Here is a 13,543-nt window from a genome sequence, read left to right on the forward strand (position 1 = left end):
CACGATGATCATGGGTATCATTCTGAACGCAACCGTTTGCACAAATTGGCTCAAAGAATCGAGCATTGTCGACGATTGCATGCTGCCAGTACGTGAGGTGCGCGTTGGGACATGCAGCATGACGCCGCGACTCGACCCGCGCCGCCGCTCCGGCGCGGGTCGCAGCGCTGGATCGTTACTGCCCCGGCGCGGGCGAGTCGTTGCCACCTTTCTGGCCTGCGGCTTTCTGCTCTGCCCTTTGGAGGCTCTGAGGATAGTGATCGTCCTTGTTCATGCGATAGCCATTCTTCTCAAGCGTACGCAGTTCGTGGTTCCGCTTCAGCCGAGCCTCTTTGCGTTGCGCCTTGCGTTGCGCTTTCAGCTCCTGCTTCGACATCGGGGCGTCGGAGGTGGCCGACGTACCGCCCGCATCCTGCGCGTTCGCGACCGGCGCACCCAGCAGCACGACTGCCGTCAGGACTGCGAGTGTGAGCGGCGCCAAGCTGGACTTTTTCATGTGATTCTCCTTTTTCGTCGATGATCGACTGTCAATGGTTCTGCGTGCCGGCACCGGTTCGACTCGTATCGACCGCGGCCTCATCCGATTCACGCCCCCATCAAGTTACACGACAGCAAGATTATTTTTCTTAAGACACCTGAATTTTTATGATCGATGAAGAAAGCGACAGCCGGCATCTCATCGTGCGGGTAGCACGCTGTGCGGCCCGGTGCGGACGATGCACGCCTCCCCGACGTCATTCGGCTGCCCCCCCGACCTGACACTCGGGGTGACGCACCGTATCGGCGTACTTGGTCTTCGATGCGCCGCCCGATCTGAATCGTGTGGAAACACAATGAGCAATGAAAGCCTGTCGGGCCTTCGCCCGCTATTGCACTGAGGAACACAGCAATGAAGCTGTCATTCGAAGCCTTCGAGGCACTGGACGCGATCGACCGAACCAGCACGTTCGCCGAGGCGGCCACGATGCTGCATCGCGTACCGTCGACGCTCAGCTATCTGGTGCAGAAAATCGAGAGCGACCTGGGGGTCACCCTGTTCGATCGCAGTGGCCGTCGTGCAAGGCTGACGCTCGCAGGGCGTGTCGTCGTCGAAGAGGGTCGCCGACTGCTCGTTGCGGCCGAGCAGCTTGAACAGAAGGCGCAGCGGATTCAGGATGGCTGGGAGACCGAGTTGCGCGTGTGCATCGATGAAATTCTTCCGCTTGCACGATTCTGGCCATATGTGCATGAATTCGACGAGCTCGAGATGGACACGCGTTTACGCTTGTCGACCGAAGCGCTCGGCGGCACCTGGGATGCGCTTGTCTCGCGGCGCGCGGATCTCGTGGTCGGAGCAACGGGAGAGCCGCCCGCGCTGACGGACATCGTCGCGCGCCCGATCGGCACGATGCGCTACGTATTTGCGGTCGCACCGCATCACCCTCTCGCGAAGATGCCGGAACCGATTACGCTGCAGACCGTCACTCAATATCGTTGTGCAGTAGTCGGCGGTCCTTCACGTGAATCGCCCCCGCGCTCGTCGGCGTTCCATCCGTCTCAAGCTTATCTCGCGGTACCGACCCTTGAGACCAAACTTGCGGTGCAATGCGAAGGACTCGCCGTCGGCACACTCCCCTCAAGCATTGCCGCCCGCGCAATCGACGAAGGCAAACTCGTCGCCCGCCGCGTGATCGGGATGCGCGAAACAGCCGAATGCTATCTGGCATGGCGCGACGACGAAGCCGGATGCGCGCTGCAATGGTGGCGCGAAAAGCTGGACAACCCGGATCTGCTCGAGCGATTCATGGCGCGGCAAAGGCAGGCAGGCTAACGCGGTTTTCAGGAAACGCTGCCCTCCGAACGGGCTAACCGAACACAATAGCTCACGCGTCGTGCACGGTCGCTACCGGGCCGCCTGGACACAGGGTAGCAAATGCATACGTCGCAGCCAGTCGCTGTCTTGTGTGTGCCGACACCATCGCGAATCCCGAATCGACTCAAGGAAAACATCCAGCGGCCCAATCTGGATCATTACTGGACTGTCCATCCAGGGTCGATTGAGACGACGTTCGAACAAGACGTTTTCGGCAGGCGCTGATCTGTCTTTTTTTCTTTGATATCTCAAATGTTTCGAATCAACAAATCGATTTTTTCGAAATGGTGTTTAGAAAACCGATGTTGCGCACTTAAGCAATAATGTTTTACCAGCACGGGAACGGGACCTCGGCTACACTGTTCTTACCCGTATCTGACCCAAAGGTTTGGGGCACCGTGCGAATCCGTATCGGAGGTAAATCATTATGGAATCCTTAATCAAGGCTTTTGTCATCGGAGCAATGATCGCCGTTCCTGCCGTCTCGTTCTCCCAACCGGATCAATCGACGAGGACCCGCGCGGAGGTCCGCAAGGAACTCATTCAATTTGAAAAGGCCGGTTATAAGCCGTCCATGGCCAGAAGCACTCAGTACCCGGAAAACCTGCAGGCTGTGCAGGCACGCGTTGCAGGCTTGAATGGCCAGAACAAGAACGTTGGGCCGGCTATGAGCGGCTCATCTCGGTCTGGTAGCACCGCCCCGGCCAACGTGCAATAGTAAGACGTTCGACCAGTTCTCCCGCGGGACGCGACGTCAGCAAGGTCGGCGCGTTGAGATAAGCGCTCTGAGCGAGGAGCATAGGTATCCACCTATTTGCGAGGCGGAAACCTATGGCTGACAAGAACTCAAAGGTGTGGTTCGCGTTGATAAGGCCATGTAACGCCACGGAAGCAAACAGGTTGTTCGAGGCCCATTCAAACCAACCTCTCACGAATTGCCGGAATGGACCGTGCCGTTTAAGGAACAAGGTTCTGTGACTGGCGCGGAACATAGCCGGTCGGCGCCAGCGGCGGCCGTCGTCGAGTTGCTTGAACACTGCATCCGAATCGCGGAGCAGCGTGTCGGCCGATTCGCCGTCCGACCGCCTGCGCACCGCGCGCGCAGGATTCGACGATCGCCTCGTCAAGCCGGTAGAGACGGCCACGCTCGACGCGTTATTGCAACGTGTCGCACGCGACCTGCTGCCGGATGCCTGGCCTGCGATGTGCGTGGTTCATCTTTTCGCGGTTCGCGAACCCGCAGTGGAGGTATGAGTCCAGTGCCACCATTCATGGTGGTCCAAATTTCTAAGCAATTCCGCGCGACGATGCTCGCGGCGATGGCGGTTCATTGCGGCAATTGCCGCAAACGCCAGCACGAACGCGCCGACCACGAACCCGACCCATGCTCCGCTCATAGCAGCCTCCGTCATTTTCGGCCAACTCCGGATCACTCAACGAATTCGCGAGACCGCTTTCAGGACAGCGCGGCCCTCTGCGGTAACCTGGACACGCCGACAACCCGATGCCGGCTGATCAAGGGCGATCAGACGATGCTCGATGAGCGTGACGAGTTCGTCGCGATCCAGTTCGATCTGATCCGGAGCATCCCGAACGATCATTAAAGTAGTAATTTCGTGCGGACTTAGCATGGTCTGCATGGATTGTTCGTATCGGACAATTGGATTGTGTATACATGCGCGAACGCATGCCTCCCGCTTTCAACGCAACAAGGTGCTCGAGAGTTTGTAACGACTCCACCATTTCCTGCGACGATTCAATGCGACATTTAGTGGAGACATTCTAACGCGCTCGCATCAATTTCCGGTCCGCCACCTCGTAGGTGGATGCCCTGATTCGGAAACGTTACCATTGATCTAAATTAAGAAATCATGCGAAATGGTATGAATATATAAATCACGCGGTATTTCATATAATCACCAAATCATTCATTTTTGAAGCTGTCAGATAATGCAGGTCGGTATTTTTACGAAATATCCTGCCGCGTTCATTCGAAACCCTCACCTTCGCTGTATCGCTGGAGAGAAACGGCCAGTGCATCGACATCGCTTTGATAGCTTGAAATGACATCCGCCCGCTCCGGAAATCGTTCGCATTGCAACGACAGTGTCTCCACGGCTGCGGCATGACGCCTGACAAGCTGCCCGCGCGTCACCCATTCGTCATTTCCGCCGGTGCAGGACTTGATGTGCTTCAGCACGCCGTCGCCGAGCACCTTGAACGGCGCGTGCCCATTGATGAATTCTGCGTAGTGTCCGGAGAAAAACCGCTCCCACTCGTTCTCCTCCGAGTCGTGCCGAAACGCGAGGATATACCCGCCGAGATCGACCATGTAGCGATAGGACAAATTCTCATGCGCGTCGGGTGAAGTCAGCTCGGCAGACCTGTTCGCTCGATGAAATCTGTCGGCGAGCGATCCAGCACCATCGGACAGATGCGCGGCAAGGAAAAACTGGGTCGCGCCGGAAGGGCAGCCGTTCTGAGGAATAAAAAACGTTACATCGCTGCCGTGCTGCAATGCGAACGTGTAAGTCGCAAGTGTGTTCATTACGATTTCCTCTGAATCCTCATGAAGACGATCGGCACCTGGACGCCATTTCCCGAATCACTCGTCTGCGGGTGCAATTCTCAGTAGCAAGCGATATGCCATCGCGATGCATTCGCTTCGCATGGCGATATGAACCACCGGAATACACGGAAAGTCGTCGTGAGCGGATGAAAATGTTTCAGCATTGATACGTTTCGCACGGCTCAAGCGCCTGCGCACGTCGATCGCCGTTGTCTGAAACATCCGGGTCGGCACGGAAGGTTCACCCTCCCGATCCCATTGGACTCGCCATTTTCCGACTCGCCTGCCTGGTTGCAACGCTGAGACCGATCGGCTGGTCGGTCGAAGCGCATTCGGGAATACGAATTGCGCCATCGTTTCGGTGAAGCCCAACCCGGGAGTGAAAGATGCGCAACGGCCATGCCGTCGGCAAGGTGGTCGCGTGGCTCGCCGCTGTCGTTGCCCTGACGATTGCCGCGCTGTTCATCTTCATCGTGACGTTCGACTGGAACCGCGCGCGCCCTTGGGTCGATGACAAGGTATCGGACGCGATCGGACGGCAGTTCGCCATCAACGGCGACCTGCGTGTCGGATGGCACCGGCCCGTGAGCGAGCATGGCTGGCGCGCCTGGGTGCCGTGGCCGCGATTCAACGCCCGCAATGTCACGATCGCCAACCCGGACTGGGCGCGCACGAAGCAGTTCGCCACGCTCGACGCGATCAGCTTCGAAGTCGAGACGCTGCCGCTGACCGTGCGCCGCATCGTGATTCCAGCCATCGACCTCGTCAATCCGTCCGTCGACCTCGAACGCCTCGCTGACGGGCGCGTCAACTGGACGTTCCAGCTCAAGAATGCCGATCATCCGGGCAAGTGGACGCTCGACCTGCACGATATCGCGTTCGCCACCGGCAAGCTCCGCTACTACGATCAACAGAAGCAATTCGACCTGAGCGGTGTGATCGACACGCTCGGCAAGCCCATTGCGTTCGGCGATGCGATGAAGCAGCAGGCGGCGCTGGCGCGCAGCGAATCGGCGCAAGCCGTCGGCCAGGAGGGCCAAAAGAAACTCTCGGCACAGGTACACCACGGTTCGGCACGATCCCCGGCGCCCGTGTCGGGTATCGAAGCGGCATCCCGCGCATCGGCAGCGGCGTCGCAAGCGCTGGCCGCGGCGTCGCAAGCGTCGGCCACGATATCCACTACCGCGATCGCCCCGGCGGCATCGGCTGCGTCGAGCACGTCCGCGACAGCGGCGTCGGGCGCGACGGCCTCCGCAGCGTCCGGCGCGTCGGCAGGCGCCGCGCCCGCGGCATCCGTCGGCGCGGGCGATTACACGATCGGATGGACCGTCGACGGGACCTACAAGAAAGGGCACGTCGCCGGCAATGGCAAGATCGGAAACGTGCTGGGGCTGCAAGGCGTTCAGCGCCCGTTTCCGGTCCAGGCCAATTTGCGCTTCGGCGATACAAAGCTGGCGCTCGTCGGCACGGTGACCGATCCGGCGCACCTGGCGGCGGTCGACCTGCGACTGTGGCTCTCGGGTACCAGCATGGCGCACCTGTACGACGTCACCGGCATCACGCTGCCCGAGACCCCGCCCTATGCGACCGACGGACGGCTGATCGGGCAATTCCGCGCGTCCGGCAATGTCTTCAAGTACGAGGACTTCACGGGGCGTGTCGGCGGCAGCGATCTCACCGGCACGCTGGTGTACGTTTCGCGCGAACCGAGGCCGCTCCTGTCGGGCACGCTGGAGTCGAAGGTGCTGCGGTTCGCCGACCTTGCGCCGCTCATCGGCGCCGACACGAATGCCAGCAAGGCGCGCCGCGGCGCCGCGGTCGCGCAGCCCGCGAACAAGGCACTGCCGGTCGAGGCGTTCCGCACGGAGCGCTGGAAGAAGATCGACGCCGACGTCCGGTTCGCCGGGCAGCGCATCATCAAGTCCCCGAGCTTGCCGATCACCGATCTGACGACCCACGTCGTCATGCAGGACGGCGTGCTGACGCTCAACCCGCTGAACTTCGGCGTCGCGGGCGGCACGCTGGCGTCGAACATCCACCTGGACGGCAATAGCACGCCGCTCAAGGGGCGGTTCACGCTGCAGGCGCGGCACCTGAAGCTGAAGCGGCTATTCCCGACGTTCACGGTCATGCAGACGGCGCTCGGCGAAGTCAACGGCGATGCCGCGCTGTCGGCCACCGGCAACTCGCCGGCGGCGCTCGCCGCAACGTCTAACGGAGAAGTGAAGACACTGGTCACGGACGGCACCGTAAGCCTGGTGCTGATGGAAGCGGCCGGGTTGAACGTGGCGAACGTGGTGTACGAGAAGCTGTTCGGCGATCGCGACGTGAAGATCAACTGCGCGGTGGCCGATTTCGTGGCCACCAATGGCGTGCTCGACTCGCGCGTATTCGCGCTCGACACCGAAGATGCGGTGATCGGCATGAACGGTAACGTGAGCTTGCGGGACGAGACCATGAACCTGACGATTCATCCGCATACCAAGGGGTTCCGGATGATATCGCTGCGCTCGCCGCTGTACGTCACCGGCACCTTCAAGCAACCTCACGTGGGCGTGAAGCCCGGGGCGCTCATCGCGCGCGGCGGGGCGGCGGTGGCGCTGGGCCTGCTGAATCCGCTCGCGAGTTTGCTCGCATTGATCCAGCCGGGCCGCAATCGGCCGCTGCCGTGCAAGCAGATGCTGACCGACATGGAGCAGCGCCCGACCGCGCCGCCACCGGGAGTACGAAAGGAGAAAAAGGCTGCACCGGCGTATCTGAATGCGGCGCCGCCGGCTTCACGGGCTCATGCGCCGGCGGCGGTCGAACCCGAGCAAGCGACGCGCGCGGGCCGAACCACCACTCCTGGCCGGTAAGGCCGCAGTATTCGAGTTCGGACGAAGACGTCGGCCCGCTGCGTCGAGCAATGGCGGCATGGGAGCGTCAGGGCCGGCCGCGCTCGAACGCGTCGCGCAGGTCAGCTTCCAGCGCCGAGCGCGAGCACATCACAATCGCTCAGCCAGCGCTTCCCCGACCGGGGCCAGAGGTCAGTCCCAAGACAATCACCAGTGAAATCGGTTTCTCTCCGTTTATCCCGATTCCATTCGATGTAAATGTTGCTTTGTCGGATCGGAATGGAAATGACCACTGCGTCGTGCACCTTGCCCGCGTGCGCTTTCGCTTCGCGTCATCATGCTCCGCATCCCCTTCCCATTCTGCGTCACGCGGTGCCGTGCACGCGCTGCGTGTCCAGCCCGCGACGACGGCTTCTTCGTGCGCTCCGACACCGAATCGCCACGGGCCACGGAGAGGCACGGGCGGCTTGGTTGAAATAGCGAGCGAAGGTCTGCCACTCCCCATGGGAACGAATCGTGCTCGTTGAATCGTGCTCGTTCTCAGTTATTCGACGGAGGAGAACTCGATGAAGCCCATGGAAATTGCAATACGCCGGATTCTGGCGACACTCGTGGCAGGCGGCACACTCGTCGCGGCCGGCCCGGCCTTGGCACAAGGCTACGGTGCACCGCAACCGAGGTACGAAGAGCCATCCCGCGCCCCGGCGCCCGGCGTGTCAATCACGCTCGGCATGCACGGCGACCGCTACTGGGACGGCCAACGCTACTGGGAGCATGACGAATGGAGGCATCGTCATCCGCGTGACCGTGATCCGTGGCGCGAGCACGATCACGAACACCGACACGAGCATCGTGAATAGCAACGACCCGCCGCTTGAGCAAAGACTGGGGAAGCCCTTGTAGTACTTTCGCACCGCTTTCGTTGAACGCCCCAAATACTCCGATGCGTCCGTTTCGGAAGCAACGATCTTCGCGAACGCCCGTTCACTCGTCGGTTGCCTGTGCACCTGCCAGCCCCTCGCTAACGCGAAGTTGGCAGAATTGTCAGGATTCCTGCACGGCAACCCCACCTCAGAAATTGTGGGCCAATCCGATCATGAACATGTCCTGGTCCGTGTTGTTGCCGGTCGCGACACGGTTGAAGCGAAGATTCGCAGTCCAGTCCTTGGTAAATTCATAGCCGATCTGCGCGCTGAAAAGCGCAGCAAGCTTCATCCGGTTAGACGGCGCACTCTTGTCGTATGCAAGATAGGGGCCGACTCCGGCACTGAGACTCCATCTGCTCAAGATTGGCGCAACGTACCAGAATTGGGCTGCGACGCCCCTTCTGGCAGCGACGTCGTTGACGCCCTCGTAGACGAAGCTTGCCGAATATGCCCAGGCATTGCCGATCGGTCGTTTGAGCTCGACCAGGTAACCCTTCTGGATTGGAACCCTCGGCCGGTTCGTTTGCGAGGTTCCGGCCCAGACGCTCAACTGAGTCCTGCCGTCGGAAAGCGACGGATGAGGGTCGCCGCCGAATCCCGAGCCGATGCCGAACAGCACCGCATCGGATGAGTGGCCGCCCGCCATCTGAACACGGTTGTACTGCGCCTTGAGGTAAATGCCATTGGGCGTGAGCTCGTAACGCAACGCAGCCGACGCGCGGATCCCGAGACGCTTTTCGTTGTGCGCCCCGTCACCGACGTGTGTCGTGTTCATGCTGAAATACGGGCCCGCCGCAAATTCAAGCGCCATCCTCCCACCAAGCGGCAAGCGCGCCGCGCCGAGCAGCGAGAAACCGTCGCGATGGTTGTCTGTCGGATGGCCTTCGTTCAGGTAGGTGACGAAAACCGACGCGTAATCGTTCAGTGCCTGGCCAAAGCCGATTTCGTAAGCGCGCCAGTGCATGTTGCCGCCCTCGCTCGCACGGCCATTACCATAAACGGCGAACGCATCGAGTGTGCGTTGCCCCGTGCCGAGCCCACTCGACGGGCCCGGCGCGCCTTCATCGGCATTCGCAAAGCCCGCAGCAGCCAAGCCAACGGCGGCGACGAAAACATAACGGAAGCGAACATCAGCGTGTTTTCCCATTCTGGCACGCTCCAACAATAACAATGTCAACAAACCAGAGGATCGGATCGCGCCGCGCTTTGCAGGCGCCGGTACCCCTGGCGCCTTATAGCGCTAGCCGCGAGCGTTCACGCCTGGCCACCTCTCCAACGACAGTCAGCCATTACCGCTTGGTGGCCGGTGCCGCCGGCTCGACAGCGCGCCTGGTGGATGTCGAGGTTTCAATCACGGCCATGTCGAGGTTGCTTTGGGCGACCTGGACCGCCTGTTGGCCGGTTCGTTGCAGTGTTTCGCAAAGCGCGTTTGGCGGCAATCGCCGAATCCAGCGCCGCGCTGGCGGCCTCGGAGCCGGCGGGCGCACTTTTCGCGACGTCCGCCACCCGCGCCCTGACTGATCGATCCGGATTGACCGGATCGACTTTTCCAGAAACCGCGAGCGATCACGCAGCGTATGGCCGTCAAGTGCCGGCGGCGAGACGCGGGCCCGCGCCAAGCGGAGTGAACTCGGCTTCAGGCCGTGGCGACGGCAGCGCGTGTACCCAAGGATCGATGCCCTGCTGCTGCACTTCTTCGAGAAACGCAACGCGCGTGCTCCAGTAGCTTGCTCGCAATTTCGCATCGATGACACGCTGCTCGGCAGCGAACAATTCCATGCGTGCAGTCACCAGCATCGACGCGGCGGCTTTTTCCGGCGTCGGGGCGTGACGCATCGCCCAACGGCTGATCCAGTTCACCATGCTGCCCCCCGTAAAAACGAACGGACCTGGATTGGGCAATCGCGATCGGGCGCGCACCTGTCTCGAGGTGTCGCGGCCGCCACCCAACGTCACCACCCAGGTTCCAGTCGCCATCGACACCCCGTATCGACGGCGATCGCCGCGGCATGCGCGCGCGGTTTACCTATCCTATGAATACTTTCCGGTTTACGCGATACGGGTTTGCATCCTTCGACACGCGGCGAGACTGAAGTCGCCCACGATAACGTCGAACGTGCATGACATCGCAGCAAATTGTCGACTGGCGAAGCGTGGGTAGAGTCGGTCATTCGAGCAGCGCACACGAGCGCTCGTGTCGTCCAACGACAGGTAACAACCGGGAGCACACATGGCTCTGACACCCAGGTGGATCGCAGCCTCGATTGTCTTGATGGCATGCTGTTGCCTTGCCGTCGTGGGCGGCAAGGCAGGAGGCGCACAAGCGCAAACGTTGCCGACAACGCTCGACAGCGAGATGAAGTATTTCTACCGGGCGCCAAGCACGGAAGCGGCGAGGACGATTCTCAAGGACTTCAGCAAACCGCCATATGTCAGCAACGCTGCTAGCTACCCGCCGTTGGCCGGTTTCCTCGCGGCGTTTTTCACCAAATATCCGGGCAGCATCGACACCGTTGTCGCAACCGATGTTGATCCGCGCGTTTTATGGTCTGTGGCAATTGGGTTACACCTGGCCGGGCAGGCCCAAAGGGCAGAGGCGGTGGCGGCGCGCATGCAGGCAGCGGGGCTCAAGCCACCCGTATTGGACAAACTTCCCGCATCGCTCAGCATGATACGTGCGCGGACGCCATCCGACTTCGACCTGCTATGGGGGGCAAGTTCTGCGACCGGCGACCCACGCTATTGCATGATCATTCTTGACGCATTTCGGTCCTATGCGAACGAGGGCAACAATGCCAAGGTGCTAGTTGCCATCGAAAAAGAGGTTGAAAAAGGATCGAAGGGCGACCTGCGCTGGGTTCGCCAGCAATGGGGGGACGCGAAATCGATCGAACTCATCTACATGGCCTCTGCGCTCTGGGGACTCAAATCGAACGCTTCCCAGCATGTCTTTGTCAGGGCCGCAATTGGTCGATATACAGCAGCACATCCCGACGAGGCTGCAGCCCGTGCTTTGGTGGGCAAAGTTTGATTGTGGCGCTTGCGCGAGACAAGATGAGCGAGGCAAGTCAATACGGGTGTGCGTTCGATCAGGTCGGGGGGCGGTCCTCAACCAGTTGCTTCGAGGCCTCAGGCTGCGGGGAACAGTTGTGTCCAGCGGTTTTGCGGGTGGAGTGCAACCGGCCTTCGAGGCCGTCGAGATCATCGCGAGCGACAAACACATTGTGGGCCACTCGCTCCACCGCGAGAGCGACGAAGATGCCTACAAGGCGCTTGGCGATGTGGCTGGTTTGGCGAGCGCGGGCAAACTGAAGCCCACCATCGACAGCACGACGACCTTTGACGAATTCGAGCAGGGCTACACGCGCCTGGCATCGGGGCGCGCGATGGGATCGATCGTTCTGCGCTTTTGATATCGTGAAGCAACGGCGCTAATCGGCCGCCGAAGGCCCGCTGTCTAGATCGAATCTGACTTTCGAGCGTCGTTCAGGCATTCGTCGCAGAAGCGCCCATTAAAGCTTTCGATGCAAGCGTTCTCCACGGGCTTTCCGGGTCGCATGACAGCGTTACGCGGACATATTGGGTCCAGGATTTCCAGGGAATCACTGATTAATAGGCGATCGCGCGAGGTTGTCGGCGACGTCGGCGTGGAATGGCCGGATGCCGAGGCGAAGCGCCGCCCATTCGGAGAAATTTGATCCGAGAATACACCTCATTCCTTGCATCTCTCACACGCATGACGGACTGCTCCCATGAACCGACTTCAGTCGGTTTCGCGCGATCACCAGATTCGCCAAGGCGAACAGACTGAACAATTGCGCCGTGTTCTTGAGCAGCCCCTTATAGCGCACCTTGCGATGATGGAACAGGTTCTTGACGACATGGAACGGATGCTCGACCCGCGCACGGATGGCGCCGGAACTTCAGCAGCGTGGTCGCGTCCGGTACGTTCTCGACGGCCAGATCAATCCCGGCAAACGCCCGCATCGCGATGCTGTCGTACAGCGCATCTTCCAACCCTTCGTCCAACAAGCTGTACCACTGCTGCGGGAAGTAGCTTCGAAGCATTCGCTCCAGACCGACCGGCGGGCGGCCACGAGTTCCCTTCGGGTAGTACGGCTCGATTGCCGTCAGCAATCGCGACCACGGCACGAGCTGCTCCATCTCGTCCAGGAAACGCTGACGCCGGGTCACGCGCTTCTTGCTCGCGCTTTCCGCTTCGCAAAGCTCATTTGCCGTTTCATCGTCGTGGGTTCATTCCATGAACTATCTTCTACAACGTCCTCGGCTGCGTCAGCGATGACCACCGAGCCGGATAAATCAGTGTTTCCCTAGGCCATCTACGATGACGGTAGTAGGTTGCCCGCTGCCAGGAGGGTTGGCTGGCATTTTTGGTCTCCGTCAATTGTGAATCAAATGGCTCGCTTTAATTGCTTCTTCATTAATTGCGTTAATTCGTGTCACCGTGATTTTGCGGCCCCGTTTATTTATCCATCATTGGCCAAATGCGGTGAATCGCAATGGTCAAAAATATTATCAGGCCCACAATTGGAGCGAAAAATCCACTAACATTCGAGGCTTTTCTAAGCCATGACGGCCCAATTTTGAATCGTCTTTTTTGCGGTTCGACGCCACTTAGAGAGGCAGCCGATTGAATGGATGAGGCCACATCCCGTAATTCAATAAGAAATCGCTCGCCATTTGTGCCATCCTCGGATGGCACGCAGTACCACATGTTGACTTGTGCAACCAAATTTTCTCCGTTCCACTCAATGCTGAAAGCATACTCTGAAAATAGATGTCGAATAATGTTTGGAAATCGATCCGTGTCGCGAAGATGCACTGCAATCTCTTTCGCTCCATAGCCATACACATAAACACCACAACCCAAGTCATAGTGATGAAATACAACAGATCTTCGTTGATCACTTCGCCCAAATCCAATATCATATTTTATGTTTGATCGAACTGGAATCGTAACAACCAATAGGCGCATAGCAATAAATACTTCCGCATTGTATTTTTTTGCCAGATCGGAAAAATATCTCATACTACCCCCCGATTTATCCAGAACTATTTTTCCCAATGAATTTTACAATCATGATTTTATTCTTCATGCCTGCCCCGAAAAATACGGCGTCCAAATTTCTTTGATTGAATCACGCCTAATATCGAAATTATTTTCGGGCTGTTCCCATGTTGGGTAAAATGTGCCGATCTACAAGCATCGCCTGCGAGGTCAACTCGGCGAGTTACATTATGTAACACATGTCAGTTAATATGTAGAATCTTGGATCTTCAAGAGATCGTTAACCCGAGTTTGGCGGCATCAATACAAATCGAAAGATGGTGGTCTAATTTT

The 13,543-nt window shown here is 59.2% G+C and carries 13 protein-coding genes and 2 pseudogenes; 7 read left to right on the forward strand and 8 right to left on the reverse strand.

Going from position 1 to position 13,543, the window contains the following annotated elements; translation table 11 throughout:
• Window positions 1-175 precede the first annotated feature (175 nt).
• Window positions 176-496: a hypothetical protein gene (locus CUJ89_RS36380; protein WP_236655111.1), complete on the reverse strand. Its 321-nt coding sequence runs from the start codon at window positions 494-496 to the stop codon at window positions 176-178.
• 393 nt (window positions 497-889) lie between these two features.
• Here CUJ89_RS36380 and CUJ89_RS36385 point away from each other — a divergent pair, with 393 nt between their 5' ends.
• The 3 genes from CUJ89_RS36385 to CUJ89_RS36400 all read left to right on the forward strand — a co-directional run bounded on the left by CUJ89_RS36385 (window position 890) and on the right by CUJ89_RS36400 (window position 3,106).
• Window positions 890-1,810: a LysR family transcriptional regulator gene (locus CUJ89_RS36385; protein WP_114182250.1), complete on the forward strand. Its 921-nt coding sequence runs from the start codon at window positions 890-892 to the stop codon at window positions 1,808-1,810.
• 469 nt (window positions 1,811-2,279) lie between these two features.
• The gene (locus CUJ89_RS36390; protein ID WP_114182251.1) at window positions 2,280-2,570 is read left to right on the forward strand and encodes a DUF4148 domain-containing protein; all 291 of its coding nucleotides are present in this window, start codon (window positions 2,280-2,282) and stop codon (window positions 2,568-2,570) included.
• A 341-nt stretch (window positions 2,571-2,911) separates the two neighbouring features.
• Entirely contained in the window at window positions 2,912-3,106 is a 195-nt protein-coding gene (locus CUJ89_RS36400; RefSeq protein WP_114182253.1) for a hypothetical protein, read from the forward strand.
• A gap of 179 nt (window positions 3,107-3,285) precedes the next feature.
• Here CUJ89_RS36400 and CUJ89_RS36410 read toward each other — a convergent pair whose 3' ends face one another.
• Both CUJ89_RS36410 and CUJ89_RS36415 read right to left on the reverse strand, forming a co-directional pair.
• Entirely contained in the window at window positions 3,286-3,492 is a 207-nt protein-coding gene (locus CUJ89_RS36410) for a hypothetical protein (RefSeq protein ID WP_114182254.1), read from the reverse strand.
• 347 nt (window positions 3,493-3,839) lie between these two features.
• Entirely contained in the window at window positions 3,840-4,400 is a 561-nt protein-coding gene (locus CUJ89_RS36415; protein WP_114182255.1) for a hypothetical protein, read from the reverse strand.
• Window positions 4,401-4,807: 407 nt separating this feature from the next.
• Here CUJ89_RS36415 and CUJ89_RS36420 point away from each other — a divergent pair, with 407 nt between their 5' ends.
• Both CUJ89_RS36420 and CUJ89_RS36425 read left to right on the forward strand, forming a co-directional pair.
• Complete coding sequence (locus CUJ89_RS36420) at window positions 4,808-7,276, forward strand: AsmA family protein (RefSeq protein WP_114182256.1); 2,469 nt, start codon at window positions 4,808-4,810, stop codon at window positions 7,274-7,276.
• 545 nt (window positions 7,277-7,821) lie between these two features.
• The gene (locus CUJ89_RS36425; protein WP_114182497.1) at window positions 7,822-8,115 is read left to right on the forward strand and encodes a hypothetical protein; all 294 of its coding nucleotides are present in this window, start codon (window positions 7,822-7,824) and stop codon (window positions 8,113-8,115) included.
• 211 nt (window positions 8,116-8,326) lie between these two features.
• On the opposite strand, the gene CUJ89_RS36430 is transcribed toward CUJ89_RS36425, so the two are convergent.
• Together CUJ89_RS36430 and CUJ89_RS36435 are read right to left on the reverse strand one after the other, a co-directional pair.
• Window positions 8,327-9,328, reverse strand: coding sequence for a hypothetical protein (locus CUJ89_RS36430; RefSeq protein WP_114182257.1), 1,002 nt, complete (start codon window positions 9,326-9,328; stop codon window positions 8,327-8,329).
• A gap of 437 nt (window positions 9,329-9,765) precedes the next feature.
• Window positions 9,766-10,044 carry a hypothetical protein gene (locus CUJ89_RS36435; protein WP_114182258.1) on the reverse strand — a complete coding sequence of 93 codons (279 nt, stop codon included), beginning with the start codon at window positions 10,042-10,044 and terminating at the stop codon, window positions 9,766-9,768.
• 367 nt (window positions 10,045-10,411) lie between these two features.
• Between CUJ89_RS36435 and CUJ89_RS37930 the strand changes: the two genes are divergently transcribed.
• Window positions 10,412-11,212 carry a hypothetical protein gene (locus CUJ89_RS37930; RefSeq protein ID WP_152036702.1) on the forward strand — a complete coding sequence of 267 codons (801 nt, stop codon included), beginning with the start codon at window positions 10,412-10,414 and terminating at the stop codon, window positions 11,210-11,212.
• On the forward strand, window positions 11,127-11,594 hold the full coding sequence (locus CUJ89_RS36440) for a zinc-binding dehydrogenase (protein WP_114182259.1): 468 nt from the start codon (window positions 11,127-11,129) through the stop codon (window positions 11,592-11,594). Before CUJ89_RS37930 ends, CUJ89_RS36440 begins: the two co-directional genes overlap by 86 nt.
• Window positions 11,595-11,647: 53 nt before the next feature.
• Here the strand turns inward: CUJ89_RS36440 and CUJ89_RS36445 are convergent.
• The 3 genes and pseudogenes from CUJ89_RS36445 to CUJ89_RS37935 form a co-directional block, all read right to left on the reverse strand.
• Window positions 11,648-11,740 (reverse strand): annotated as a pseudogene (locus CUJ89_RS36445) (integrase core domain-containing protein); the annotation flags it as partial.
• 169 nt (window positions 11,741-11,909) lie between these two features.
• Window positions 11,910-12,425: pseudogene (locus tag CUJ89_RS36450) on the reverse strand (transposase).
• Between the two features lie 239 nt (window positions 12,426-12,664).
• Window positions 12,665-13,231, reverse strand: coding sequence for a hypothetical protein (locus tag CUJ89_RS37935; RefSeq protein WP_152036703.1), 567 nt, complete (start codon window positions 13,229-13,231; stop codon window positions 12,665-12,667).
• Window positions 13,232-13,543: the final 312 nt, after the last annotated feature.

Origin of the sequence: Burkholderia pyrrocinia (assembly GCF_003330765.1) — a bacterium.
GTDB lineage: Bacteria > Pseudomonadota > Gammaproteobacteria > Burkholderiales > Burkholderiaceae > Burkholderia > Burkholderia pyrrocinia_B.

What these genes read in the sequence shown, in the direction of transcription:
- CUJ89_RS36380 (WP_236655111.1), bottom strand. Translation starts at nt 496, where the DNA reads ATGAAAAAGTCCAGCTTGGCGCCGCTCACACTCGCAGTCCTGACGGCA.
- CUJ89_RS36385 (WP_114182250.1), top strand. Translation starts at nt 890, where the DNA reads ATGAAGCTGTCATTCGAAGCCTTCGAGGCACTGGACGCGATCGACCGA.
- CUJ89_RS36390 (WP_114182251.1), top strand. Translation starts at nt 2,280, where the DNA reads ATGGAATCCTTAATCAAGGCTTTTGTCATCGGAGCAATGATCGCCGTT.
- CUJ89_RS36410 (WP_114182254.1), bottom strand. Translation starts at nt 3,492, where the DNA reads ATGCAGACCATGCTAAGTCCGCACGAAATTACTACTTTAATGATCGTT.
- CUJ89_RS36415 (WP_114182255.1), bottom strand. Translation starts at nt 4,400, where the DNA reads ATGAACACACTTGCGACTTACACGTTCGCATTGCAGCACGGCAGCGAT.
- CUJ89_RS36420 (WP_114182256.1), top strand. Translation starts at nt 4,808, where the DNA reads ATGCGCAACGGCCATGCCGTCGGCAAGGTGGTCGCGTGGCTCGCCGCT.
- CUJ89_RS36425 (WP_114182497.1), top strand. Translation starts at nt 7,822, where the DNA reads ATGAAGCCCATGGAAATTGCAATACGCCGGATTCTGGCGACACTCGTG.
- CUJ89_RS36430 (WP_114182257.1), bottom strand. Translation starts at nt 9,328, where the DNA reads ATGGGAAAACACGCTGATGTTCGCTTCCGTTATGTTTTCGTCGCCGCC.
- CUJ89_RS36435 (WP_114182258.1), bottom strand. Translation starts at nt 10,044, where the DNA reads ATGGTGAACTGGATCAGCCGTTGGGCGATGCGTCACGCCCCGACGCCG.
- CUJ89_RS37930 (WP_152036702.1), top strand. Translation starts at nt 10,412, where the DNA reads ATGGCTCTGACACCCAGGTGGATCGCAGCCTCGATTGTCTTGATGGCA.
- CUJ89_RS36440 (WP_114182259.1), top strand. Translation starts at nt 11,127, where the DNA reads ATGTCTTTGTCAGGGCCGCAATTGGTCGATATACAGCAGCACATCCCG.
- CUJ89_RS37935 (WP_152036703.1), bottom strand. Translation starts at nt 13,231, where the DNA reads ATGAGATATTTTTCCGATCTGGCAAAAAAATACAATGCGGAAGTATTT.